This window comes from Pseudooceanicola nanhaiensis (assembly GCF_020171315.1).
Taxonomy (GTDB): Bacteria; Pseudomonadota; Alphaproteobacteria; order Rhodobacterales; family Rhodobacteraceae; genus Pseudooceanicola; species Pseudooceanicola nanhaiensis_A.
Genome location: NZ_JAIUZP010000001.1, coordinates 159,358 through 184,594, shown reverse-complemented (window position 1 = coordinate 184,594; position 25,237 = coordinate 159,358). Strand labels below are relative to the sequence as shown.

Sequence of the window (25,237 nt, the reverse complement as noted above, 5' to 3'; positions counted from 1 at the left end):
CCATGAAAGACGAAACCGCCACCGGACTTGGGGCGCGCAGCGGGGCGCGCGTGCTGGTCGACCAGCTGATCGCCCAGGGTGTCGCGCGCACGACCTGCGTGCCGGGGGAAAGCTATCTCTCCGTTCTGGACGCGCTGCTCGACAGCGGGATCGACGTGATGACCTGCCGCCAGGAAGGCGGCGCGGCGATGATGGCCGAGGCCTATGGCAAGATGACCGGACGGCCGGGCATCTGCTTCGTCACCCGCGGCCCGGGGGCCACCAATGCCTCTGCCGGGGTGCATGTCGCGATGCAGGACAGCACGCCGCTGATCCTCTTCGTCGGGCAGGTCGCCCGCGAGATGAAGGAACGCGAGGCCTTCCAGGAGCTCGACTACAAGGCGGTCTTCGGTACGATGACCAAGTGGACGGTCGAGATCGACGACGCCGCCCGCATCCCCGAGATCGTGGCGCGCGCCTTCCGCACCGCCATGCAGGGCCGCCCCGGCCCCGTGGTGATCGCCCTGCCCGAAGACATGCTCGACGACATGGTGTCCGTCCCCGACGCGCCGCGCGTGGAGGCCCCGCAGATCGCCCCCGTGGCACAGGACATCGCCCGGCTGGAGGAATTGCTCCAGCAGGCGCAGCGGCCCATCGTCATCCTCGGCGGCGGCGGCTGGTCGCCCGAGGCGCGCGAGTCGATGATCAATTTCGCCGAACGCTGGGCCCTGCCGGTGGCGGTCTCCTTCCGGCGCACCGGGCTCTTCCCGGCGGATCATGACCTCTACGCGGGCGACCTCAGCCTCGGGCCGAACCCGGCGCTGACCGAGGCGATCCGCAACTCCGACCTTGTGCTCATGCTGGGCACCCGGCTGAGCGAGATCGCCTCGAACGGCTACACGCTCTTCGACATCCCCACCCCCGGGCAGCAGATCGTGCACGTCCATGCGGACCCCGAGGAACTGGGCCGCGTCTACCAGCCGACGCTGGGCCTGACGGCCACGCCCATGGGGCTGATGCTGGCGCTGGAGGGGCTGACGCCCTCTGCCCTGCCCTCCGGAGATTGGGCCGCCGCCTGCCGCAAGGGCTACCGGATCTGGTCCGAGGCGCCCCAGCCCAATCCCGGGCCGCTGCAGATGGGCGAGATCATCTGCTGGCTGCGCGACCGACTGAGCGCGCGCGACTACATCACCAACGGGGCGGGCAACTTCGCCACCTGGATCAACCGCTACTACCGGTTCCGGGGCTACCAGACCCTGCTGGCGCCGACCTGCGGCTCCATGGGCTATGGCCTGCCGGCCGGGATCATGGCCAAGCGCACCTACCCGGAGCGGATCGCCGTCACCGTCGCGGGCGACGGGGATTTCATGATGACCGGGCAGGAGTTCGCCACGGCCGTGCATCACGGCATCCCGGTCGTGGTCGTGCTGGTGGACAACGGCATGTACGGCACGATCCGCGCCCATCAGGAGCGCGAATTCCCCGCACGGGTTTCGGCCACGGACCTGACGAACCCGGACTTCGCCGCGCTCGCGGTGGCCTATGGCGGCTATGGCGAGCGGGTGGAGAGGACCGCGGACTTCGCCGCCGCCTTCGAGCGGGCCGTCGAGAGCGGCAAGCCCGCGATCCTGCACTGCCTGCTGGAGAAGGAGGCGATCTCGGCCAGCCGGACGCTCACGGGGATCCGGGACCGGACGTTCCCCTGAACTGGCCCCTGACCGGGACACACGGGGAGGGCCAAGCGCTCCCCGACGGCCCCCAAGTGCACGTCCTGCCCCACCGGCTCTGACTTAGGGCAGCGCCGTCCCGCGGGGTGGCGCAATAGCGCCGCCCCAGGGGGGCGGGTTGGCGCTGCCCCAGGGGGGCGGGTTGGCGCTGCCCCAGGGGGCGGGTTGGCGCTGCCCGGCCTCTCGGCCGGGCGGGACATGTCGGGGGGACTGTACCAAGGCGCTGACATAGGGGGCGCGGGCGCCAAGGGCCAACATCGCGACACCAGGTGCGGGGCGCACCCAGAACCTCCCGACCCGCTCAAGCGCCCTTGGCCCCCGAACACTCCGTACTCGGCCCCCACCCTCAACCAACCGACACGCCCCGCCCTGCCGCCGCAATTTCCCGATCCGCAGATTCCCATCCCCGCCGCCATCCGCTACACTCCGCGCAAACACCGAACGCCGGAAAGGCAGGACATGAGCAGGACCCTCGGCGCGCTTTTCGTGGCGCTTGCCGCGCTATTCCTCTGCACCCCGCAGAGCCGCGCCCAGCAACAGGATTTCAGCGCGCTTGCCCGCGTCGACCTCTCCGGCAGCCAGATCATCGACGATGGCGAGGGCATCCGGCTGGAGCTGAAACTCAGCCAGGGCGTGCCCTACCGGGTCTATACGCTGACCAACCCGCCCCGCGCGGTGATCGACTTCCGCGAAGTCGACTGGGACGGCGTCGCCAAGGTGAACCTGCTGAACTCCGACCGGGTCACCGACCTGCGCTTCGGCCCCTTCCGGCCGGGCTGGTCGCGCCTCGTGATGGATCTTGCCGGGCCCTATGCGCTCTACCGGGTGGGCACCACCATCGACACCGCCTCCGGCGAGGCGAAGCTGACCGCCCGGTTCACCCCCACGGACGACGAGACTTATGCCGCGCGTTCGGGCCTGCCGATGGACCCCGCCTGGGACCTGCCCGAACCCAGCCTCGCAGCACCGGAGCCGCGCGGCGACGGCCCCGTGACCATCGTCCTCGACCCCGGGCACGGCGGCATCGACCCGGGCGCCGAACGGGGCGGCCTGAACGAGAAGACGCTGATGCTCACCTTCGCCCGCGAGCTGAAGGAGACCCTGCTGCGCAGCGGCAACACCACCGTCCTGCTGACCCGGAATGACGACAGCTTCGTCTCGCTGGAACGGCGCGTCGCCATTGCCCATCAGGCCAATGCTGATCTCTTCATCTCGCTCCATGCCGACCTCCTGCCCGAGGGACATGCCCGCGGCGCCACGATCTATCGCCTGGCCGAGGAGGCCAGCGACACCGCCTCGGCCAAGCTGGCGGAACGGCACGACCGCGATGACCTGCTCTCGGGCGTGGACCTAACCGGCAAGGACGACATCATCGCCGACGTTCTGATGGACCTAGCGCGGATGGAAACCCGCCCGCGGACGACCCTGCTGGCCCGGGCGCTGGCGGACAAGGTCGGCGCCGCCGGTGTGCCGCTCAACTCCCATCCGATCCGCTCTGCCGGGTTCTCCGTGCTCAAGGCACCCGACATCCCCTCGGTCCTGATCGAGACCGGCTTCCTCTCCGATGACCGCGATCTGGCCAACCTCGCCGATCCCGCCTTCCGGGCGAAACTGGCCGAGGCGATTCGCGATGCGGTGCAGGCCTGGATCGTCGCGGATGCCGCCAACGCGCCGCTGGTGCGCCAGTAGCCGCGGGTTTCCGCCCATCCCCGCCCAGCGGGCGGGCCACACCCTGCCTGCAGCTACCACATGCAGGGAAACGGGACGTCGCGTCCCGTTCCTGACCCCTATGTGTTTTGACCGCGCCAGCCCGCGCGCCTATATACTGCCTCAACATTCGGGGGCAGACCTTGCTGAGATTCATTCTTTCCTTCTTCGGCGGCATCTTCACGCTGATCACCATGGGGATCATGGTTGTCGCGCTGAGCATCGGCGCGGTGTTCTGGATTTACGGGCAGGATCTGCCCAGCCATGAAAGCCTTGCGCAGTACCAGCCCAAGACGATCAGCCGGATTTACTCGGGCGAAGGCCAGATCATCGACGAATTCGCCGTCGAGCGCCGGATCTTCGTGCCCGCGGACGAGATCCCCGACCTCGTGAAAGAGGCCTTCATCTCGGCAGAGGACAAGAACTTCTACACCCACGGCGGCTATGACACCCGCGGCATGATGGCCGCGGCCTTGGACGCGGTGAAATCGCGCGGCAAGAACGTGCGCGGCGCCTCGACCATCACCCAGCAGGTGATGAAGAACTTCCTGCTCTCCGGCGACCGCAAGATCGAACGCAAGATCAAGGAAATCATCCTCGCCTCGCGGCTTGAGGAGTCGATGTCCAAGGACAAGATCCTCGAGCTCTACCTGAATGAAATCTTCCTCGGCCAGAACTCCTATGGCGTGGCCGCCGCGGCCCAGACCTATTTCAACAAGTCGCTGGCCGACCTCGAACCGCACGAGGCCGCCTTCCTCGCCTCGATGCCCAAGGCGCCCTCCGACTTCCACCCGGTCCGCAACAAGGAGCGGCTGAAGCAGCGCCGCGACTACGTGCTGCGCGAGATGGAAGACAACGGCTACATCGACATGGCGACGATGGAGCACGAGATCGCGGAACCCGTGCGCTCGGTCCAGAACGGCGATTTCGAGAGCTTCAAGGGCACCCTGCCCCCGCGCGACTACTTCACCGACGAGATCCGCCGCCAGCTGTCCAAGGACTTCGGCGAGGGCGAGTTCTTCTCGGGCGGCTATTCCGTCCGCGCCACCATCGACCCCGAGATGCAGGTCGAGGCCGCCGTGGCCCTGCGCCACGCGCTGGAGAAATACGACCGCTCGCGCGGGATCTGGCATGGCCGGATCGGCACCATCGAGGCCGAGAACCTGACCGCCGACAAGTGGCGCGACGCGCTCGCCTCCTTCAACGCCCCGCGCGACATCGAGGTGGACGGCAAGTGGTATCCCGCCGTGGTGCTGGAATTGGGCACCAGCGACGCCCGCATCGGCATCGACGGCGTGGACGACGATGCCGACGGCCACTGGATCCCCGCCAACGACGTGCAATGGGCCCGCAAGCGGCTGGAAAACGGCCGCCTCGCCTCGGCCGCCCGCACCGCCGGTGACCTGCTTGAGGTGGGCGACGTCGTCATGGTGCGCCGCATGACCTCCGACAGCGACGGCAGCTTCATCCGCTGGACCCTGCGGCAGGTGCCCGAGGTCGAGGGCGGCTTCATGGCGATGGACGTGAACACCGGCCGCGTGATCGCGATGCAGGGCGGCTTCTCCTACCAGCACTCGGTCTTCAACCGCGCCACGCAGGCGGAACGTCAGCCCGGTTCGTCCTTCAAGCCCTTCGTCTACGCGGCAGCACTCGACAGCGGCTACACCCCCGCGACGATCATCATCGACGCCCCGATCGAGGTGAACACCCCGCAGGGTATCTGGCGGCCCAAGAACGCCTCGAACCAGTATTACGGCCCCACGCCGATGCGCACCGGGATCGAGCATTCGCGGAACCTGATGACCGTGCGCCTCGCGCAGGAAGTGGGTATGGACACCGTGGCCTCCTACGCCGAACGCTTCGGGGTCTACGACAACATGGGCCGCTACCTCGCCAACGCCCTCGGCTCCGAGGAGACGACGCTCTACAAGATGATCTCGGCCTACGCGATGTTCGCCAACGGCGGCGAGCGGGTGGAACCCACCCTCGTCGACCGGGTGCAGGACCGCTACGGCAAGACGATCTACCGCCACGATCAGCGCGACTGCGTCGATTGTGCCAACCCGAACCTGCCCGCCCATGTGGCGCCCTCGATCGTGTCCAAGCGGCAGCGGGTGATGGATGCCATCACCGCCTACCAGCTGACCTCGATGATGCAGGGCGTGGTCCAGCGCGGCACCGCCTCGCGCGCCGTGAACCTGCCGGTGCCCACCGCGGGCAAGACCGGCACCACGAACGACGCGCGCGACGTCTGGTTCCTCGGCTTCACCTCGAACATCGTGGCCGGCTGCTACATCGGCTACGACGATCCCCGCCCCATGGGCCGGGGCGCCTCGGGCGGCGGCATGTGCGGCCCGGTGTTCCAGGAGTTCATGACCGAGGCGGTCAAGAAATACGGCGGCGGCAAGTTCAAGGTCCCGCCGGGTGGCCACTTCATCAACATCGACCGCTTCACCGGCGCGCGCCTGTCGGACGATGCCTCGGGCGCGAACGTGGTGGCGGAATACTTCCGCGACGGCGAAGAGCCCGTCTTCGGCGTCTTCTACGACGGCGGCTTTGCCATGGGCTCCAACCTGCCCCTCTTCGAGGAGGTCGGCCAATCCGCCCGCGAGGTCACCACCTCCACCGGCAAACGCGCGGTGGTCGGGCCCAAGGCCAGCTTCGGCTCGGTCTCCTCGGGCGGTCTTTACTAGGAAAACAGCGGGTCGCAGGGCTGCGCGACCGGGGCTGCCGCTTGCCGCGGCCCCGGTCCGCTGCTATCACGCGGCACCGAGAAGCAGACGGATTGTGACATGCGCACCGAGGCCCAGAACATCGTTTCCGACATCGAGAAGAGCCTGACCCTGCTGGGCCAGCGCATGGGTCTCGAGACGGCACAATACCGGCTGGAGGAATTCAACGCCCGCGTCGAGGATCCCAACCTCTGGGACGACCCGGCCAAGGCGCAGGCGCTGATGCGTGAGCGTCAGGCGCTGGTGGACCAGCTGGCGATCTACAACGGCATCAAGCAGGAGCTCTCCGACAACGTCGAGCTGATCGAACTCGGCGAGATGGAGGACGACGACGAGGTCGTGGCCGAGGCCGAGGCCGCGCTCAAGGCGCTCAAGGCCCGGGCCGCCGAGAAGGAACTCGAAGCCCTGCTCAACGGCGAGGCCGACGCCAACGACACCTTCCTCGAGATCAACGCCGGCGCCGGTGGCACCGAGGCCTGCGACTGGGCCTCGATGCTGCAGCGGATGTACGTCCGCTGGGCCGAGAAGCGCGGCTACAAGGTCGAGCTGCAGTCCGAGGAAGCGGGCGCCGAGGCGGGCATCAAGTCGGTCTCCTACAAGATTTCCGGCCACAACGCCTATGGCTGGTTGAAGTCGGAAAGCGGCGTCCACCGCCTCGTGCGGATCTCGCCCTTTGGCAAGGGCACGCGCGAGACCTCCTTCGCCTCCGTCTGGGTCTACCCGGTGGTCGATGACAACATCGAGATCGAGGTGAACCCCGCCGACATCCGGATCGACACCTACCGCTCGTCCGGCGCGGGCGGCCAGCACGTGAACACCACCGATTCCGCGGTGCGGATCACCCACCACCCCACGGGCATCGTGGTGACCTCCTCCGAGAAGTCCCAGCACCAGAACCGCGACATCGCCATGAAGGCCCTGAAATCGCGGCTCTACCAGCTGGAGCTCGACAAGCGGAACGCGGCCATCAACGAGGCACATGAGAACAAGGGCTCGGCCGGCTGGGGCAACCAGATCCGCTCCTACGTGCTGCAGCCCTACCAGATGGTGAAGGACCTGCGCACCAACCACGAGACCTCGGACACCTCCGGCGTGCTCGACGGCGCGCTCGACGGCTTCATGGCCGCCACGCTGGCGATGGACGTCAGCGGCAAGTCCCGCGCCGAGGCCAACGCCGAGGAATAATCCTCCCACGCCCCCCAGCTTTCAACACCCCGCGGCCTCCGCGGGGTGTCGTCGTTCTGGCCCCCCGCAAAGCCCCTTCACGCATCGCAGCCATAAGAAAGGCCCCGCCGCATCACGCGCCGGGGCCCTTTCATTTTCGTTGCAGAAATATCCTCGGGGGGAGTCGCGAAGCGACGGGGGGCAGACAGCCCCCCTCCCCGCCCGCGGCACGCGCCGCGGTCCGACAGGACCGCGACCCCAAGCTGCGACCCGGGCTGCGCCTTACTCCGCCGCCTCCGCGTAATCCGTCATCGGCGGACAGGTGCAGGTCAGGTTGCGGTCGCCCCAGGCATTGTCGACGCGGTTGACCGGCGGCCAGTACTTGTCGACCCGGAAGGCACCCGGCGGGAAGCAGCCCTGCTCGCGGGCATAAGCCCGGTCCCAGTCGCCCACGAGGTCCTCGACCGTATGCGGCGCGAACTTCAGCGGCGAGGCGTCGGGCGCCATGGCACCGTCCTCGATCTCCGCGATCTCCGCCCGGATCGCCAGCAGTGCATCGCAGAAGCGGTCCAGCTCGGCCTTGGTCTCCGACTCGGTCGGCTCCACCATCAGCGTGCCCGGCACCGGGAAGGACATGGTCGGCGCGTGGAAGCCGCAGTCGACCAGCCGCTTGGCGATGTCGTCCACGGTCACGCCCGAGGTCTTCTCGAAGGGCCGCGTCTCGAGGATGCACTCATGCGCCACCCGGCCCGAGGGCCCCTTGTAGAGCACGTCGTAGGCCCCCTTCAGGCGGCTGACGATGTAGTTGGCGTTCAGGATCGCCACGCGGGTCGCCTGCGTCAGACCGGCGCCGCCCATCATCATCGTGTAGGCCCAGGAGATCGGCAGGATCGAGGGCGAGCCGTAGGGCGCCGCCGAAACCGCACCCTCGGTGCCGAAGAGCGGATGACCCGGCAGATGCTCGACCAGGTGCGCCTGCACGCCGATGGGGCCCATGCCGGGGCCGCCGCCGCCATGGGGGATGCAGAAGGTCTTGTGCAGGTTCAGGTGGCTGACGTCGCCGCCCAGATCGCCGGGACGGGACAGGCCCACCATGGCGTTCATGTTGGCGCCGTCGATATAGACCTGCCCGCCGTGATCATGGGTGATCTGGCAGACCGCGCGCACCGTCTCCTCGAAGACCCCGTGGGTCGAGGGATAGGTGATCATGCAGGCGGCCAGATCCGCCGCGTGCTTCTGCGCCTTCTCGAGGAAGTCGTCGAGGTCGATGTCGCCGTTTTCGCGGCTCTTTACCGGGACGACCTTCCAGCCCACCATCTGCGCCGAGGCCGGGTTCGTGCCGTGGGCCGAGACCGGGATCAGGCAGATGTTGCGGTGCCCTTCGCCGCGCGCCTCGTGGTAGCGCGCGATGGTCAGCAGGCCCGCGTATTCCCCCTGCGCGCCGGAGTTCGGCTGCATCGAGAAATCGGCATAGCCGGTGATGTCGCAGAGCTTCTTTGTCAGGTCCCCGATGAGGTGGCCATAGCCCTCGGCCTGATCGGCGGGCACATAGGGGTGCAGCCCCGCGAATTCATCCCAGGAGATCGGGATCATCTCGGCCGCGGCATTCAGCTTCATGGTGCAGGAGCCGAGCGGGATCATCGCGCGGTCCAGCGCAAGGTCCCGGTCCGCGAGGCGGCGCATGTAGCGCATCATCTCGGTCTCGGCCCGGTTCATGTGGAAGATCTCATGGGTGAGATAGCTCGTCTCGCGCATCATGGCGTCGGGCAGCTGCCAGCCGGCGGGCTCTTCCGACACGTCGGTCAGGCCAAAGGCCTTCCAGACCGCGCGCAGCGTGTCCAGCGTGGTGCATTCGTCGAGCGTGATGCCCACCATGGTCTCGCCCACGGCGCGCAGGTTGATGCCCTCGTCCACGGCGGATTTCATCACCGCCGCCTGCAGCGGGCCCACCTCGACGGTGATCGTGTCGAAGAAATGCTCCGGCATGATCTCGAAGCCGCCAGCCTCCAGCCCCTTGGCCAGCAGGGTGGTGCGCTCGTGGATACGCTGCGCGATGCCCTTCAGCCCGTCGGGACCGTGGAAGACCGCATACATCGAGGCCATGACCGCCAGCAGCGCCTGCGCGGTGCAGACGTTCGACGTGGCCTTCTCGCGGCGGATGTGCTGTTCGCGGGTCTGCAGCGCCAGCCGGTAGGCCCGGTTGCCGCGCGCGTCGATGGAGACGCCGACGATCCGGCCCGGCATCGAGCGTTTGTATTCGTCACGGCAGGCCATGTAGGCGGCGTGCGGGCCACCGTAGCCCACGGGCACGCCGAACCGCTGGGTCGACCCCACGGCGATGTCGCAGCCCATGGCGGCCGGTTCCTTCAGCAGGGTCAGCGCCATCGGGTCGGCGATCATCACGGCAATCGCCTTGGCGGCGTGCAGCTTCTCGATCACGCCGGTGAAGTCGCGCAGGCCGCCGTAGGTGCCGGGATACTGGAAGATCGCGCCAAAGACGGCCTCGGGCTCCACGGTTTCGGGGGCGCCGATGATCACCTTGATCCCCAGCGGCTTGGCCCGGGTCTGGATCACGGCGATGTTCTGCGGGTGGCAGTTCTCGTCGACGAAGAAGCCCTTGGCCTTCGACTTGGCGACGCGCTGCGCCATGGTCATCGCCTCGGCGGCCGCGGTCGATTCATCGAGCAGCGAGGCATTGGCGATGTCGAGGCCCGTCAGGTCCGAGATCATCGTCTGGTAGTTCAGCAGCGCCTCGAGCCGGCCCTGCGAGATCTCGGGCTGGTAGGGCGTATAGGCCGTGTACCATGCCGGGTTCTCGAGGATATTGCGCTTGATCGCGGGCGGCGTGATCGCACCGTGGTAGCCTTGCCCAATGAGCGAGGTCAGCACCTTGTTCTTGCGCGCCACGCGGCGCATCTCGACCAGCAGTTCCTGTTCCGAGAGCGCGGGGCCGAAGGCCAGCGGCTCGACCTGACGGATGCCCTGCGGCAGGGTCTGGTCGATCAGTTCGTCGAGGGAGGAGACGCCGATCACCGCGAGCATCTCCTCCATCTCCTTGGGAGAGGGGCCGATGTGGCGGCGGTTGGCGAAATCGTAGGGATCGTAGTCGGTCTTGGTGAAGGGCATCGGAGGGCTCCTTGCCGTCTAGCTGAGATGGGTCAGGACATTGATCAGGCGGCCGGCGGGATCGTGCAGCATGAGGCGACGCACGCCCCACGGCTCATCCACCGGGCCATAGGCGATGAGGATCGACCGGGCGCGGGCGGCTTCGAGGACGAGGGTCAGATCGTCGACCTCGATCGAGAGGGCGGGCACCGGCGTGCCCGATCCCCCCTCGGAGGCCAGCGAGAGCTGCACGTCCTGCCGCGCCGCTGCGTTCAGCGTGACGATGAACCCGAGGTCCATCGCCACGTCGAGGTCGAAAAGCGCGCGGTAGAACACCGCGAGCGCCTGCGGATCGTCACAGGCGAGGTTCGCCACGATCCGCCGCACCGCCATGGGCTCAGCCGATCAGGTCGAGGTATTCCTGCTCGGACATGTAATCCTCCATCTGGGAGGCGTCCGAGGGCTTGATCTTGAAGAACCAGCCTTCGCCCATCGGGTCGTCGTTGACGGCCCCGGGGTTGTCGGCCAGCGCCTCGTTCACTTCGACGATCTCGCCGTCCAGCGGCGCGAGGATGTCCGAGGCGGCCTTGACCGACTCGATCACCACGACCTCGTCTTCCTTCGAGACTTCGGTGCCCACCTCGGGCAGCTCGACAAAGACGATGTCACCCAGCTGGGTGGCGGCATGTTCGGTGATGCCCACGACGATCAGGTCGCCCTCGGGGTTCAGCCATTCGTGTTCTTCGGTGTATTTCATGAGGGGTGTCTCCCAGATCTCAGCGTTTGAAGTTGGCGGGAACGAAGGGCAGGCTGTCAACGGTCAGCGGTGCTCGCTTGCCCCGGAGTTCGCCGGAAAGCGCCGTTCCGGGCGCTGCCATGTCCGCGGGGACATAGCCCATGGACATGGGCGCCCCCAGTGTCGGGCCGAAGGCGCCCGAGGTGATCGTACCGATCGTCTCGGTGCTGTCCGCATCGGCAAAGAGCGCCACGCCCTCGCGCATGGGCGCACGGCCCTCGGGGCGCAGGCCTACGCGCTTGCGGGCCGGGCCCTCGGCGATCTCGCGCAGGATGCGCTCTGCCCCGGGGAAGCCGCCCTCGCGGGCACCGCCTGCGCGGCGGGCCTTCTGGATCGCCCAGATCAGGCCGGCCTCGATCGGGCTGGTGGTTTCATCGATGTCGTGGCCGTAGAGGCAGAGCCCGGCTTCCAGCCGCAGGCTGTCGCGCGCGCCAAGGCCGATGGGCAGGACGCTCTCATCCGCCAGCAGGGCGCGGGCCAGTTCCTCGGCCTGCGCGTCGGGGACGGAGATCTCGTAGCCGTCCTCGCCGGTGTAGCCCGAGCGCGAGACCCAGCAGGTCACGCCTGCCAGCGTCACGTCGCGCACATCCATGAATTTCATATCCGCCACTTCGGGGGCGAGCTTGGCCAGCGCCGCCTCGGCCGCGGGGCCCTGAAGCGCCAGCAGCGACCGGCCGGTGATTTCCTCGACCTTGATGCCGGGCAGGTTGGCCGTCATGTGGGCGATGTCGGCGGCCTTGCAGGCGGCATTCACCACGACAAAGAGGTGATCGCCCCGGTTGGCGAACATCAGGTCGTCAAGGATGCCGCCAGCCTCGTTGGTGAAGAAGCCATAGCGCTGACGGCCCTCCTTCAGCCCGATGGCATCCACCGGCACGAGGGTCTCGAAGGCAGCGGCGATGGTGGCGTAATCCGCCCCGCGCAGGATCACCTGCCCCATGTGGCTGACGTCGAAGAGGCCCGCGGCCTCGCGCGTGTGAAGATGTTCCTTCATGACGCCGGCAGTGTACTGCACCGGCATCTCGTAGCCCGCGAAGGGAACCATCTTGGCCCCCAGTTCACGATGCAGGGCTGCCAGCGGCAGCTCTTCCAGATCGCTCATAGCGTCCCTCCTTGTCGAGGGGCGGGATGACGGATTGCGCCCGGCACCGCGCCCGCGCAGGGGGTATCCCCGCGCCGCGATGCCCCCTCTGTCCGTTTGCCTGAGATCGCTATCCCTTCGGCGGACCCCAAATCAAGGGGCCTCTCTCCAGAGTTTCAGTATCGGCAGGTCCGTGGGGCCTGAGAGTTTCCGGGGCGGTTGCTCCTTCGGCACCGGCTGGGCCGGTTCTCCCTGTCCGATTTCGTCAGCGATAGCCAAGCGCGCGCGCTCTGGCAAGGGGGGACATCAGGCGTGGAGCGCAGGACGCGACATGCAGGCCGCCGGTGCCATGATTTGCATCAGCGAGTCATTGCCGCAGACCAGTTCGGAAAGCAGCATCCCGTCGAGTTCCTGATAGAAGGCCTCGGTCGCGCGGGCGATGGCCGGGCGCAGCTTGCAGGCATCCACCAGCGGGCAGGTGTTCTCGCCCTCGGCAAAGCATTCGGTGATCGGCACGCTGGATTCGACGGCGCGGAAGACCTCGCCGACGGTGATCTCTTCCATCGGACGGCCCAGCGTGATGCCACCGTTGCGCCCGCGCTGCGTGTGCAGGAAGCCCAGCTGGCCAAGCCGGTTGATCACCTGCGCCAGATGGTTCTCGGAGGTGTTGCAGCACTCCGCGATTTCGGATTTCGTGACAAGTCGATCGTTGTTCGCGCCGCAGTACATCAGGACGCGCATCGAAATATTGGTCCGTTTCGTCAGCCGCATAACCGTGCCTCCACTGGAACATCTGAACTGGAAATACTGCGGAGAGGATGCAGGGCCGGAAAAGGTGACTACATGATTCAGATCAAATTCCGGAGAAAAGATGCAAAATAATCCCTACTTTTTCGGCTACGGCTCTCTGGTGAACCGGACGACCCACGATTACGGCGACATCCGGCCTGCGACGGCCCGGGGCTGGCGGCGGCTCTGGCGCCACACGGCGCTGCGTCCCTTCGCGATCCTGACCGCCGTACCCGCGCCCGGGACCGAGATCGAGGGCCTGATCGCCGCCGTGCCCGGCGCCGACTGGCAGGCGCTCGACGACCGGGAGTTCGCCTATGACCGGGTGCCCCATGGCGGGGCGGTGCTGCATGACCTCGTGCAGCCGGCCGAGATCGCGATCTACACCATCCCCGAGGACAAGCATCCCCGGGCGGACGCGCTGCATCCGATCCTGCTGAGCTATCTCGACGTGGTGGTGCAGGGCTACCTGCGGGAGTTCGGCGAGGACGGGGCGGAGCGCTTCTTCGCTACGACGGATGGTTGGGACAGCCCCGTGCTGGATGACCGCGCAGCGCCGCTCTATCCGCGCCATCGGGAACTGGCGGCGGACGAGCGGGCCTTCGTCGATGCGATGCTGGGACGGCTGGGCAGCGAGCTGCGGCCGCTGGGGTGAGGCGGTTGGGCGAAGCTGAGGCGGCAAGGACGAAGGTCTACGACGCGCGGCCTCTCGTCTAAACACGAAGCCGCGCATCGTCGGCGCGCGCGGGGGCGATCCGGACTTCTCTGGCGAGCAGTTTATCTCAGCCACACATATCGTGCCCCCTCGGGGGACCGCCCAGCCTCACCAAATCGCCGCCGCGTGGGGGCGCGCCGGCGATGCGCGGCGGCCTGCGGCCTTGTCCCGCGCGGGTGGTCTTCAACGAGGGAGGAACTGTGACAGCCACTACCATGGAGCGGCGGGAGTCACACCGGCAGTGGCCGCCATATCGGAGGCGGCGGCTCGACAATGCCGCCAAGTCCTACGCCAGCGAAGCGACACGGCCACCCGCAAACGAAAAAAGGCGCAGGATGCCCCGCGCCTCTTCCTCAAATCCGGAGCCTCTCAGCCCTTGGCCTTCACATTCTGCAGCAGCGGCAGCACGGCGGACATGTCCGGCCCGTGGGCCTGACCGGTCAGGGCCTTGCGCAGCGGCATGAAGAGCCCCTTGCCCTTGCGGCCGGTCTTTTCCTTCACCTCGGCGGTGAACTTGCCCCAGGTCTCGGTGTCGTAGGGCGGCGGCGGCAGCAGGGTCATCGCCTCGGCGATGAAGTCCTTGTCCTCTTCCGCGATGTCGGGCTCCGCCCCTTCCGCGAAGAGCGTCCACCAGGCGTCCATGTCGTCCAGCACGGTGATGTTGTCGCGCACGACGGTCCAGAACTGCTCGGCCTTGTCGGCGGGGACGCCGGTGGCCAGCACGCGGTCCTTCACCTCGTCGAAGGACTTCTGCTGCAGGATATGCGCCGTCAGCGGGAAGAGGTCGTTCTCGTCGAACTTGGTGGGCGCCGCGCCGAAATGCGTCAGGTCGAAGCCTTCCAGCAGGTCCTCGGGGCTGTCGCGCAGCTCCACCGGCTGCGACGACCCGATCCGCGCCATCAGCGACAGCAGGGCCATCGGCTCGACACCACGGGCGCGCAGGTCGCGGATCGACAGCGCGCCGAGGCGTTTCGACAGTGCCTCGCCCGACGGGCCGGTCAGCAGCGAATGGTGGGCAAAGGCGGGCGCGGTGCCGCCGAGGGCCTCGATGATCTGGATTTGCGTCGCGGTGTTGGTCACGTGGTCCGAGCCGCGCACGATCGATGTCACGCCCATCTCCACGTCATCCACCACGGAGGCGAGGGTATAGAGCACCTGACCGTCGCCGCGGATCAACACCGGGTCAGAGACGGAGGCCGCGTCGATGGAAATGTCGCCGAGGATGCCATCGGTCCACTCGATCCGCTCCTGCTTGAGCAGGAAGCGCCAGTGGCCCTGGCCGCGCTCGTCGCGCAGCTTGTCCTTGTCGGCCTGAGACAGCGACAGCGCGGCGCGGTCATAGACCGGCGGCTTGCCCATGTTCAGCTGTTTCTTGCGCTTCAGGTCCAGTTCGACCGGCGTTTCGAAGCATTCATAGAACCGCTCCATCCCGCGCAGCTTGTCGGCAGCCTCGGCGTAGCGGTCCAGCCGCAGCGACTGGCGCTCCTCGCGGTCCCAGGTCAGGCCCAGCCATTCGAGGTCGCGCTTGATGCCGTCGACATATTCTTCCTTCGAGCGTTCGGCGTCGGTGTCGTCGATCCGCAGGATGAAGGTGCCGCCGGACTTCCGGGCGATCAGCCAGTTGAACAGGGCGGTGCGCAGGTTGCCCACGTGGATGTGGCCGGTGGGCGAAGGGGCGAAACGTGTGGTGGTCATGGACAAACTCCTGTTGCGCGCGCTTTGTCACGAAATGCGGCAATTGTCCATTCCGGCCAATGAAAGACGCGGGGCCTGCGGCGTGCAGGCCCCGCGCTGTGGGCGGGCGGCCGTGGGGGCGGCCCCCGCCCGGGAGGCTCAAATCAGAGGAAGTCGCAGAAATCCTCCTCCGGTTCCTCCTCGCACCATTCCACCTCGTCATGGCCGTATTCGTCATCCAGCAGACCTGTGGACAGCAGCCCCCCCGGTCCGAGCAGCTCATCCACCGCCCCGCCGTCGCCAAGGAGATCGTCCACCACGCCGTCGGTCTCGCTGTAATCCGGGTCATCGTCGCCGGTCAGCAGGTCGTCCACCAGGCCACCGTCACCGGCGAGTTCATCGACAAGCCCGCCCTCCCCGGTGAGGTCATCCACGAGGTCGTCCGTTCGGGTGTTGTCGGGGTGGTTGTCGCCGGTCAGCAGGTCATCGACCGTGCCGCCATCGCCCAGAAGTTCGTCGGCGATGCCGCCCTCCCCCACGAGGCTTTCGGCCAGGTCGTAGGTGCGCGAGCCGTCGGCCTCGTCGTCGCCGGTGAGGAATTCGTCCACCACGCCGCCGTCGCCCGCCAGTTCATCGACGATGCCGCCTTCGTCCAGCAGCCCGTCCACAAGGCCCGAGGTCTCGGTCCCGTCGCCCTCGTGATCGCCGTTGAGCAGCGCGTCCGCCACGCCGCCGTCGCCCAGCAGATCGTCCACGAGACCGTCCTCGTCGGCGAGGTCGTTCACGAGGCCGTCCTTTTCGCCGTAGTCCACGTGGCTGTCGCCATGCAGGACATCATCCAGTGTCCCGCCGTCGCCGATCAGCTCATCGACAGTGCCGCCATCGCCCAGCAGGCCATCCACCACGCCGTCGGTGTCGGAATGATCCGCATGACGGTCGCCGGTCAGCAGGTTGTCGACCGTGCCGCCGTCGCCCAGCAGTTCATCCACGGTGCCGCTCTCTCCCAGCAGCCCGTCCACCACGCCGTCGGTTTCGGAATAATCCGGCTTGTCATCGCCGGTGAGGAATTCGTCCAGAATGCCCCCGTCCCCGGCCAGTTCGTCGAGGATGCCGCCTTCACCAAGAAGGTCGTCATCGGCGCCATCGGTGCGGGAATGGTCCTCGGTCTCGTCATCGTTGAGAAGGTCGTCGACGACACCACCGTCGCCCAGCAGGTCGTCGACGAGGCCGCCTTCCTCCAGCAGACCGCCCAGCCCGGACCCGTCGGTGTCCGAGTCGTGGTCCGTCGTCAGGACAGATTTGAATAGCTTAAACATCGGAAATTGCTCCTACTCGTTACCCTCCCCGGAAACGATCCGGGGTCACTGGCCCTCCTCCGGGCCGGGCTGCAAAACACGCTGCCTGACCCTATTCAGGGGGCCGGATCGGGGCCGCGCGCCACTGCGAAAACGGCGACAATGGATTTCGGGAGTGGAAACATATATTCAAAAATCAAGATTTATTTTCGAATAATATGCGTCTAAGATGTACCTAAATCCTGACAAAGTTGGGCCTTATTCCCGCGTGCCGCCGCAACGACGGCACACGAAGGGGTTGTGCCCAACCCGCTGAAAACGCGCAGGGGATGCCGAATGCATGACGACGGCATGCATTCGATTTCGCGCTTTGCGGCAACATCTGGACTTAATTGTGGCGCAAATGTGGCGACCTCAGACCGCGAGGCGCGAATCGCCCGCCTGTGTTCGGGCCTGTGCGCGGGCGTGCGCGGCGCGTGAAATCACGCCATGGACGTATTCCAGCTTCTCGATCACCGGCTGATTGATCACTTCCGGGACGAAATCGAGCAACCCCATCTCCCGGTTCAACTCGTTCAGGATCAGCCCGAGAGACTGGTACCGGCGTACCATCGCCTCCGCCGTGTCGGCGGGCGGGCCCAGCGTCACGCCAAGCGCCCCCGCCGTGTCCAGCACGCTGGCAATGTCGAGGTAGAGCGCCCATGTCTCAGCCCAGTCCTCCCAGGCGTGCATCGTGGCATAGGCGCTGATGTAGCGCTGCTGCCAGTCAGGCGGCGGGCCTTCAGCGTAATGGCGCTCCATCGCGGCGGCGTAATCCTCGTTCGGATCGCCGAAGAGCGCGGCAAAGGCGGCCTCGTCCTGTCCCTTGATCAGCAGGTCCCAGTAGTAGTGGCCGACCTCGTGGCGGAAATGGCCGATCAGGGTACGGTGCGCCTCTCCCAGATCGACGCGGAGGCGCGCGCGTTCGGCGTCATCGGCCTCGGCGATGTTGATGATGATATGGCCGCCCGCGTGGCCGGTATAGACGCGCTCTTCCGGCCCGGCGGAACGCCAGACCTCGTCCCCCTTCAGCGTGTCGCCCATGAAGGAGAAGCTCAGCGGCGGCTCCAGCCCGCTCTCTGCCCCGCCCCATGGCAGGCCCAGCCGGTCGAGCGCATAGATCAGCCGCCGCTTGGCCGCCTCCAGACGGGCCCAACGGGCGCGGTTGCCCTCGACGCTCAGGTCCGGAATCGTCTCGTTCAGCGCGCAGCAGTCGCACAGGCCCGGGCCCGGCGCCTCGGGGATCATCCGGTTGCAGATCCCTTCGTCCGCGTAATTTGCGCAGCTCAGCAACGTGCTGTCGCAGGTGGTGCAGCGCCAGCGGTCTTCGCCCAGCGCCTCCAGCGAGGAGATCCCCGCGCAGCAGGGGCACCAGCCGACCCAGCGCCCGCAGGCGGTGCAGGTGACGTTGTCGAAGAAGAGCGGGTTGCCGCAGGTGCAGTTGAAGACGCGCATCGGGTGGTAGTGCCTCCGGATCGGTTCGGGTTCCTGCGGTCTAACGTATCTCTATGACACCCTGTTCCGTCACGATGAGATCGAGCCGCTGGTCGGTTGCCTCCATCGGCAGGTCGTCGGTCTCCTGCGCGGCATAGGCAAAGCCGATGGCCAGCACGCCGTGGCGCTGCCGCAGCTGTTCCAGCGTGCGGTCGTAGAAGCCGCCGCCATAGCCCAGACGGGCGCCCGCCCGGGTGAAGGCCACCAGCGGTACGATGAGGATCTCGGGGTCCACGGGCACGGGATCGGCAGGCACCATGGCGCCGAAGGGGCCTGCGATCATCTCTGCCTCCGGCTCCCAGGCGTGGAAGTCGAGCGGCTGGCCTTCGCCCCGGATCACCGGCACGCCGACGGGGCCATGGGCCGCGGCCTCGGCCATGGCGGGCAGCGGCGATATCTCGGACCGGATAGGCATGTAGCCCGCCAGCGGCACGCCGCGATAGCCCGCCAGCACCTGTGACAGGTGGCCCGCCCGGCCCGCGCCACCCGCCTCATGGGCCGCCTTGCGCCGGGCGAAGGCCGCCTTGCGCGCGGCTGCCTTGGCCTCTGCGAGGCTCACAGCAGGATGATCCCGGCCAGACCGAGGAAGGCAAAGAAGCCCACCACGTCGGTCACGGTCGTCACGAAGGTGCCCGAGGCCAGCGCCGGGTCCACCTTGAATTTCTCCAGCACGACCGGCACCACCGTGCCCGCCAGACCGGCCACCAGCAGGTTGATCACCATCGCCAGCGCGATGACGAGGCCCAGCTTCGGCTCTCCGAACCAGACCATGCCGATGATCCCCATGACCACGGCAAAGGCGAGGCCGTTCATCAGCCCCACCAGCGCCTCCCGCCGGATCACCCGCCAGACGTTGGAGCCGGTGAGGTCGCGGGTGGCGATCGCGCGCACCGCGACGGTCAGGCTCTGCGTGCCGGCATTGCCGCCCATGGAGGCGACGATGGGCATCAGCACGGCCAGCGCCACGAACTGCGCGATCGTTCCCTCGAAGAGCGAGATCACCAGCGAGGCGACGATCGCCGTGGCCAGGTTCACCGCCAGCCAGGGGAAGCGCTGCTTCAGCGTCTGGAACACCCGGTCGTTGAGCGAGCTTTCCTCGCCCACACCGGCGAGGCGCAGGATGTCCTCCTCGTGTTCCTCGTCCAGCACGATCATGGCATCGTCGATGGTGATCACACCCACGAGGCGTTCGTCCCCGTCCACCACGGGGGCCGAGATCAGGTGGTACTGGTTGAAGGCATAGGCGACCTCGCCCTCGTCCTGTTCCGCCGGGATCGTGCGGAAGGAGGGCTCGGTGATATCGGCCAGTTTCGAGGCCCGCGGCGCGGCCATCAGGCGGCCAAGCTGGACATGGGCCACCGGCTTCATCCGCGGATCGACGAGGATGACGTGGTAGAACTGGTCCGGCAGGTCATCCCGCTCGCGCATGTAGTCGATCGCCTCGCCCACGGACCAGAATTCCGGCACCGCCACGACCTCGCGCTGCATCAGGCGGCCGGCGGATTCCTCGGGATAGGTCAGCGCCTGTTCGACGGCGACCCGGTCGCTGTCGTCGAGCGCGTCGAGGATCGCCTCCTGCTGCGGCTCCTCGAGGTATTCGAGAAGGTCGACGACGTCGTCCGAATCCAGTTCCCGGACCGCGTCGGCCAGCACCTCCGGCTTCATCAGCCGGATGACTTCCTCGCGGATCGATTCCTCGAGTTCCGAGAGGATCTCGCCGTCCAGTTCCCGGTCATAGAGCAGGACGATCCGGCGCCGGTCGTAGGCGTTCACCTGTTCGAGGATGTCGGCGATGTCCGCCGCGTGCAGCGGCTCCATCAGTTCGGTCAGGCCCTCGCGGTCGCCGGTCTCGACGGCATAGAGGATGGCCGCGATGGTCTTGCGGTCGATCCCGTAGGCCCGGGTCTCCTCCTCGTCGTCCTCGACGTCCGCGATGGCCTCGGCCGCCTCGGCGGCACGCACCTCGGGGTCCGCGCCCGCTTCGGGCCGGGTGCTGGACAGGTCGTCTTCGCGGGTCTGGTCGTCTTTTCTGTCGCTCATGTCCTGCCCGTTCTGCTTTGTCCCGAGAATAGAGGAGACAGCGGGCGAGACAATGCTTGGTGCGGGTTTTCACCGCGGATTTGCGCGCGCCGCCGCCCCGCGCGCGCCCTGACGCAGCGCCGCGATTTACCCGGACGGCGGCAGCGTCTACCCTGCCCCACGGTGCATCGGAACGATGTCCTCAGAACGGAGAGCGTGCCATGGGCGAGATGACACTACTGCTGGGCCAGACGCTGAGCGTGAACGGCGATCCCTTCGCCGCGGGCTGGGAGGCGGTGGCGCAGGTCGAGAGCCGGGGCGGCGTCCTGATCGAGGACGGGCTGATCCGCTCTGTCGGGCCCGCGGACGAGCTGAGCGCGGCCCACCCGGAGGCGGAGCTGCGCGATTACGGCGACGGGCTGATCCTGCCCGGCTTCATCGATGCCCATGCCCATTTCCCGCAGACCGCGATGATTGCGTCTTGGGGCAAGCGGCTGATCGACTGGCTCAACACCTATACCTTCCCCGAAGAGATGCGCTTTGCCGATCCCGCCTACGCGGCGGAGATCGCGAAACGCTACTTCGACCTGACCGCCGCCCATGGCACCACGACGATGGTCAGCTTCTGCACCATCCATCCCGCCTCGGTGGAGGCCTTCTTTGCCGAGGCCGAGGCCCGCGGGCAGCGCGTCGTGGCGGGCAAGACCTGCATGGACCGCAACGCGCCCGAAGGGCTGCGCGACACGGCGCAATCGGCCTATGACGACAGCAAGGCCCTGCTGGAGACCTGGCACGGGCGCGGGCGGATTTCCTACGCCATCACGCCGCGCTTCTCGCCCACCTCCACGCCGGAGCAGCTGTCGGCCATGGGCGCACTCTGGGCCGAGCACCCCGAGTGCCTGATGCAGACCCACCTGAGCGAGCAGACCGACGAGATCGCCTGGGTCAAGGAGCTCTTCCCCACGGCGCGCGATTACCTCGACACCTACGAGGCCCACGGACTGCTGGGGCCCGGCGGGCTTTACGGCCACGCGATCCATCTGGAGGCGCGCGAGATCGACCGGCTGAAGGAGGTCGATGCCTCGCTGGTGCATTGCCCGACCTCGAACACCTTCATCGGCTCGGGGCTCTTCGACACGATGGGACTGGCCTCCTGGGGACTGCGCGTGGGGCTGGCGACGGACACCGGCGGCGGCTCATCCTTCTCGATGCTGCGCACCATGGCGGCGGCCTACGAGATCGCGCAGCTGCGCGGCGAGGCGCTGCACCCGGCGCATCTGATCTGGCTCGCCACCGGCGGTTCGGCCCGGGCGCTCAGGATGGAGGACAGGATCGGACGGCTGATGCCGGGGATGGAAGCCGACCTCGTGGTGCTCGACCTTGCCTCGACCCCCGCCATCGCCCAGCGCGCGGCAGAGGCGGACGACCTCTGGGAGGCGCTCTTCCCGACCATCATGATGGGCGACGACCGCGCGGTGCGGGCGGTCTGGATCAACGGGCGCGCGACCTGAGGGCCGCACGCCTTGCGGAGAGGCGGGGGGCTGTCTGCCCCCCGTGCCCCCCGAGGATACTTGGGAACAGTGGATGAAGGCGGTTGTGGATCGCCTTTCGGCTTCCGATATGGTTTAGCAAGGCAAACCGACACTTTTGGGAGACAGAACGATGTTCAAGGGTCTGGGACAGATCGGCGACATGGCCAAGATGATGAAGGCCGCGCAGGAAATGCAGCAGAAGGTGACCGAGCTGCAGGCAGAGCTGGAAACGCTCGAAGTGCAGGGCGAAAGCGGCGCGGGCCTCGTGAAGGCGCGTTGCACCGCCAAGGGGGTTCTGACCGGGCTCGACATCGACCCGTCGATCTTCAACCCCGACGAGAAGGAAGTGGTCGAGGACCTGATCCTCGCGGCGATCAAGGACGCGCAGCAGAAGGCACAGGACAAGTCGCAGGCCGAGATGTCGAAGCTGACCGAGGGCCTCGGCCTGCCGGCCGACATGAAGATGCCGTTCTGAGGCGCGCTTGACCGAGGCCACCTCCGATATCGACGCGCTGATCGAGATGATGGCGCGGCTGCCCGGGCTCGGGCCGCGCTCGGCCCGGCGGGCCGTGCTGCACCTCATCGCGCGGCGCGACCTGCAGTTGATCCCGCTGGCCGACCAGATGGCTCGGGTGGCCAGCACGGTGCGGGAATGCGTGGTCTGCGGCAACCTCGGCTCGGCCGACCGCTGCGACATCTGCCTGAGCGAGAAACGCGCCAATGGCGAGCTTTGCGTGGTGGAGGACGTGGCCGACCTCTGGGCGATGGAACGCTCAGGCGTGTTCCGGGGGCGGTATCACGTCCTTGGCGGCACGCTGAGCGCGCTGGACGCGGTGGGGCCAGACGAGCTGGGCATCCCGAAACTGGTGCGCCGGGTGGCCGACGAGGGCGTGAACGAGGTGATCCTCGCGCTGAACGCCACCGTGGATGGCCAGACCACCGCACATTACATCGCCGACCAACTGGAAGGCCGGGTGCGGCTGACCTCGCTGGCGCAGGGCGTGCCGATCGGAGGCGAGCTCGACTACCTCGACGACGGGACGATCAGCGCGGCGCTCAGGGCGCGCAAGGACATCTGAGCGACGGCGCGTTTGCTGCAGGGCGCAGTGGCATCCTGCAAGACCGGCCTCCTGCAAGACCGATGAACGCGAAAGGGGCGCCCGATGGGGCGCCCCTTTGCGTATTGGTGGGTGGTTCCGGTCACATCTTGCCGATGGACCAGAAGAAGGTCTCGCCCGAGCTGTCGTCCACGCCGTCGTTGTCGGTGGAGACGAAGACCTCGCCTGCCGCATCCACGGCCAGACCCTCGACCTTGTCGACGACATAGCCGCCCCAGCCCTTCAGGTCGGGGATCAGGTCGCGGACCTCTTCCTTGCTGACCACGGGCAGTTCCCCGTCGAGCGGCGCGGGCACCATCTCGGCGGCGGGGATGCGGTAGATCTTCTTGGTCACGGCGGCGGCGCCGATCTGGTTGTCCCGCTCGACCACGTAGAAGTAGTCGCCGTGGGCCACGATCTCGGACAGGCCGGTCCAGCCGGTCGCGGGCGCGGCCTTCTCGTAGAGCACGGCGCCCCATTCCCCGGTCTCGATGTTGTAGGACACCAGCTTGACGTGGTTCTTCTCGTCATCGGCCCATTCGCGCTGCACGGCCATCCAGAGCGTGTCGCCGACGCGGGTCACCCCTTCGAAGCCGAAGCGCTTCTCGACCGCCAGCAGGCTGGCAGGCAGGGCGATCTCCTTCTTGATCTCGCCCTTGGCGTTCACGTTGTAGAGCGCATGGGGCACGAGACGGTCGGTGCGGCCCTCGGAGGCAACCCAGAAGCCGCCCTTGCCGTCCAGCGTGATGCCTTCCATGTCGAGCTTCTGCGCCGGTTGACCGCCACGGGTGACGCGCAGCGCCTTGGTGATCTTCGCGGGCTTCGACGTGGCGTCGATGGTGAAGATCGTGGGCTGGTAGCCATAGAAGCTGTCGTTCACGGCATAGAGGATGCCGGGCTGTTCCGCGTCGCCCACCATGCCGGAGATCGCGCCCCAGCCGGTCAGCTCGTCCATGCCTTCCGAGGTCAGGGTCGGATAGGCCGCCGGTGCGTCCTGATATTCGAAGAGCATGACATGGGCGCGCACGCCGCCATCCTCGATCAGGTCGTTCTCGTTGGCCGAGACCAGCAGGTTGCGCTCGGGGATGGCGACATAACCTTCCGGCCCGATGCCCGAGGGCAGAACCTGCTTGAGCACCGGTGCGGCGGGATCGGTCACGTCGTAGACGCCCACGGCCGAACCGCGCTCGGAGCCCACGAAGACCATCGGCGTGCCGCCGAAGGTGGCGGTCTCGATGCTTTCGGGCTCCACGCCCTTGGCGTCGGAACGCTTGTCCGGGTAGTGGCCGATCATGATCAGCGCCTGCTCGAAGGAGGTGCCGGCTTCGTAGACCTCGGTGCCGTCCTTGGCAAAGATCGTCCAGCCGCGCGAGCCGCCGTCCATGTCGCCCTCGTTGGCGATGGCGAAGTGATCGTCGTCGATCCATTTCACCGCGTCGGGTTCGCGTTTGCGGCCCGGCTGGCTTTCGTTGAAGATCAGCGCGGCGCGTTCGTCGGTCGCGTCGATGCCTTCGAGGTCAACGGCACCGGCGGAGAAATGCGACAGCACTTCACCGTCCTTCGAGACGATGACGAGGTGGTTGTTCTCCTGCAGCGTGATCACCGTCTCGCCGAGGCTGTTGATGTCCACGAATTCGGGCTCGGGGTCTTCGGGGGCGATCTCGGTCAGGCCGGTCAGGTCGACCTTGTTCAGCGTGTCGCAGGCGATCGCGCCGTCGGTCAGCTGCACCATGGCGAGGTAACCCGCAGGCAGCTGGCCCACGCGGCCGTCGCCGAGGTCCTCGTCGCGCTCGTTCTCGATGGCGACGGAGACGAAGCTGCCGTCCTTGGCCACGGCGACCGAATCGGGCTGCCCGCCCAGTTCGCATTCGCCCAGAACCTCACCGGTGGCGACGTTCAGCGCGACCAGCTTGCCCGAGGGATTGGTGAAGCTCTCGGAGGTGTTGACGCCGATGTAGGCGGTTTCGCCGATGACACCGACCGAGGTCGGCTCGCCGCCCATCTCCACGTTGCCCATCGGCTGCGGATTGGCAGGATCGGTGATGTCGATCCGGCCCACGCTTTCCAGCGGGCTGTCGGTGTAGATCAGCGTCATGCCGTCCGCGGTGGCGGCGATGATCTCGGCGCTGGTCTCGCGGGTGCGATCCTCGCCCTCGGCCATGTTGTCCGGGGTCGCGAAGGAGGCAATGCGGTTGAAATTCATCTCGGCCTGCGCCGCACCTGCGCAGAGCGCGAGGACAGAGGCAGCCGTCATAAGAGACTTGGACATGGAAACTCCCCATAGGTTCTGCG

At 67.3% G+C, this 25,237-nt stretch carries 19 protein-coding genes and 1 riboswitch; of the genes, 8 read left to right on the top strand and 11 right to left on the bottom strand.

The window, feature by feature from the left end; all coding sequences use genetic code 11:
• The first annotated feature begins 2 nt into the window (after positions 1-2).
• The 4 genes from LCM32_RS00835 to prfB all read left to right on the top strand — a co-directional run bounded on the left by LCM32_RS00835 (position 3) and on the right by prfB (position 7,330).
• On the top strand, positions 3-1,685 hold the full coding sequence (locus LCM32_RS00835) for a thiamine pyrophosphate-binding protein (protein WP_224819169.1): 1,683 nt from the start codon (positions 3-5) through the stop codon (positions 1,683-1,685).
• A 480-nt stretch (positions 1,686-2,165) separates the two neighbouring features.
• Positions 2,166-3,395 carry an N-acetylmuramoyl-L-alanine amidase gene (locus LCM32_RS00830; protein ID WP_224819168.1) on the top strand — a complete coding sequence of 410 codons (1,230 nt, stop codon included), beginning with the start codon at positions 2,166-2,168 and terminating at the stop codon, positions 3,393-3,395.
• A gap of 161 nt (positions 3,396-3,556) precedes the next feature.
• Positions 3,557-6,106: a penicillin-binding protein 1A gene (locus LCM32_RS00825; RefSeq protein ID WP_224819167.1), complete on the top strand. Its 2,550-nt coding sequence runs from the start codon at positions 3,557-3,559 to the stop codon at positions 6,104-6,106.
• 99 nt (positions 6,107-6,205) lie between these two features.
• A complete protein-coding gene (gene prfB, locus LCM32_RS00820) occupies positions 6,206-7,330 on the top strand; it encodes a peptide chain release factor 2 (protein ID WP_224819166.1) in 1,125 nt (374 codons plus the stop codon).
• Positions 7,331-7,591: 261 nt separating this feature from the next.
• On the opposite strand, the gene gcvP is transcribed toward prfB, so the two are convergent.
• From gcvP to LCM32_RS00795, 5 genes are all read right to left on the bottom strand, one after another.
• A complete protein-coding gene (gene gcvP / locus LCM32_RS00815) occupies positions 7,592-10,435 on the bottom strand; it encodes an aminomethyl-transferring glycine dehydrogenase (protein ID WP_224819165.1) in 2,844 nt (947 codons plus the stop codon).
• 18 nt (positions 10,436-10,453) lie between these two features.
• Positions 10,454-10,807, bottom strand: coding sequence for a VOC family protein (locus tag LCM32_RS00810; protein ID WP_224819164.1), 354 nt, complete (start codon positions 10,805-10,807; stop codon positions 10,454-10,456).
• A 4-nt stretch (positions 10,808-10,811) separates the two neighbouring features.
• Positions 10,812-11,171, bottom strand: a complete 360-nt coding sequence (gcvH, locus tag LCM32_RS00805; RefSeq protein ID WP_224819163.1) for a glycine cleavage system protein GcvH — start codon at positions 11,169-11,171, stop codon at positions 10,812-10,814.
• Positions 11,172-11,190: 19 nt separating this feature from the next.
• The gene (gene gcvT, locus LCM32_RS00800) at positions 11,191-12,312 is read right to left on the bottom strand and encodes a glycine cleavage system aminomethyltransferase GcvT (protein WP_224819162.1); all 1,122 of its coding nucleotides are present in this window, start codon (positions 12,310-12,312) and stop codon (positions 11,191-11,193) included.
• Positions 12,313-12,390: 78 nt separating this feature from the next.
• A riboswitch (glycine riboswitch) is annotated at positions 12,391-12,473 on the bottom strand.
• Between the two features lie 124 nt (positions 12,474-12,597).
• Positions 12,598-13,062 (bottom strand): RrF2 family transcriptional regulator, encoded by a 465-nt coding sequence (locus LCM32_RS00795; RefSeq protein WP_224819161.1) that lies wholly within the window; start codon positions 13,060-13,062, stop codon positions 12,598-12,600.
• A 100-nt stretch (positions 13,063-13,162) separates the two neighbouring features.
• On the opposite strand from LCM32_RS00795, the gene LCM32_RS00790 reads away from it, so the two are divergent.
• Complete coding sequence (locus tag LCM32_RS00790; RefSeq protein ID WP_224819160.1) at positions 13,163-13,735, top strand: gamma-glutamylcyclotransferase family protein; 573 nt, start codon at positions 13,163-13,165, stop codon at positions 13,733-13,735.
• Positions 13,736-14,164: 429 nt separating this feature from the next.
• Here LCM32_RS00790 and gltX read toward each other — a convergent pair whose 3' ends face one another.
• From gltX to mgtE, 5 genes are all read right to left on the bottom strand, one after another.
• A complete protein-coding gene (gene gltX, locus LCM32_RS00785; protein ID WP_224819159.1) occupies positions 14,165-15,490 on the bottom strand; it encodes a glutamate--tRNA ligase in 1,326 nt (441 codons plus the stop codon).
• Between the two features lie 143 nt (positions 15,491-15,633).
• On the bottom strand, positions 15,634-16,785 hold the full coding sequence (locus tag LCM32_RS00780; protein ID WP_224819158.1) for a hypothetical protein: 1,152 nt from the start codon (positions 16,783-16,785) through the stop codon (positions 15,634-15,636).
• A 393-nt stretch (positions 16,786-17,178) separates the two neighbouring features.
• On the bottom strand, positions 17,179-18,258 hold the full coding sequence (locus LCM32_RS00775) for a putative zinc-binding metallopeptidase (protein WP_224819157.1): 1,080 nt from the start codon (positions 18,256-18,258) through the stop codon (positions 17,179-17,181).
• 40 nt (positions 18,259-18,298) lie between these two features.
• Positions 18,299-18,856 (bottom strand): 5-formyltetrahydrofolate cyclo-ligase, encoded by a 558-nt coding sequence (locus LCM32_RS00770; protein WP_224819156.1) that lies wholly within the window; start codon positions 18,854-18,856, stop codon positions 18,299-18,301.
• On the bottom strand, positions 18,853-20,337 hold the full coding sequence (gene mgtE / locus LCM32_RS00765; protein ID WP_224819155.1) for a magnesium transporter: 1,485 nt from the start codon (positions 20,335-20,337) through the stop codon (positions 18,853-18,855). Before mgtE ends, LCM32_RS00770 begins: the two co-directional genes overlap by 4 nt.
• 200 nt (positions 20,338-20,537) lie before the next feature.
• On the opposite strand from mgtE, the gene guaD reads away from it, so the two are divergent.
• The 3 genes from guaD to recR all read left to right on the top strand — a co-directional run bounded on the left by guaD (position 20,538) and on the right by recR (position 22,927).
• Positions 20,538-21,827, top strand: coding sequence for a guanine deaminase (gene guaD, locus LCM32_RS00760; RefSeq protein WP_412070650.1), 1,290 nt, complete (start codon positions 20,538-20,540; stop codon positions 21,825-21,827).
• Positions 21,828-21,978: 151 nt separating this feature from the next.
• A complete protein-coding gene (locus LCM32_RS00755; protein ID WP_222491725.1) occupies positions 21,979-22,323 on the top strand; it encodes a YbaB/EbfC family nucleoid-associated protein in 345 nt (114 codons plus the stop codon).
• 7 nt (positions 22,324-22,330) lie between these two features.
• Positions 22,331-22,927, top strand: a complete 597-nt coding sequence (recR, locus tag LCM32_RS00750) for a recombination mediator RecR (protein ID WP_224819154.1) — start codon at positions 22,331-22,333, stop codon at positions 22,925-22,927.
• Between the two features lie 121 nt (positions 22,928-23,048).
• Here the strand turns inward: recR and LCM32_RS00745 are convergent, their stop codons facing one another.
• Positions 23,049-25,214 (bottom strand): esterase-like activity of phytase family protein, encoded by a 2,166-nt coding sequence (locus LCM32_RS00745; protein ID WP_224819153.1) that lies wholly within the window; start codon positions 25,212-25,214, stop codon positions 23,049-23,051.
• Positions 25,215-25,237 lie beyond the last annotated feature (23 nt).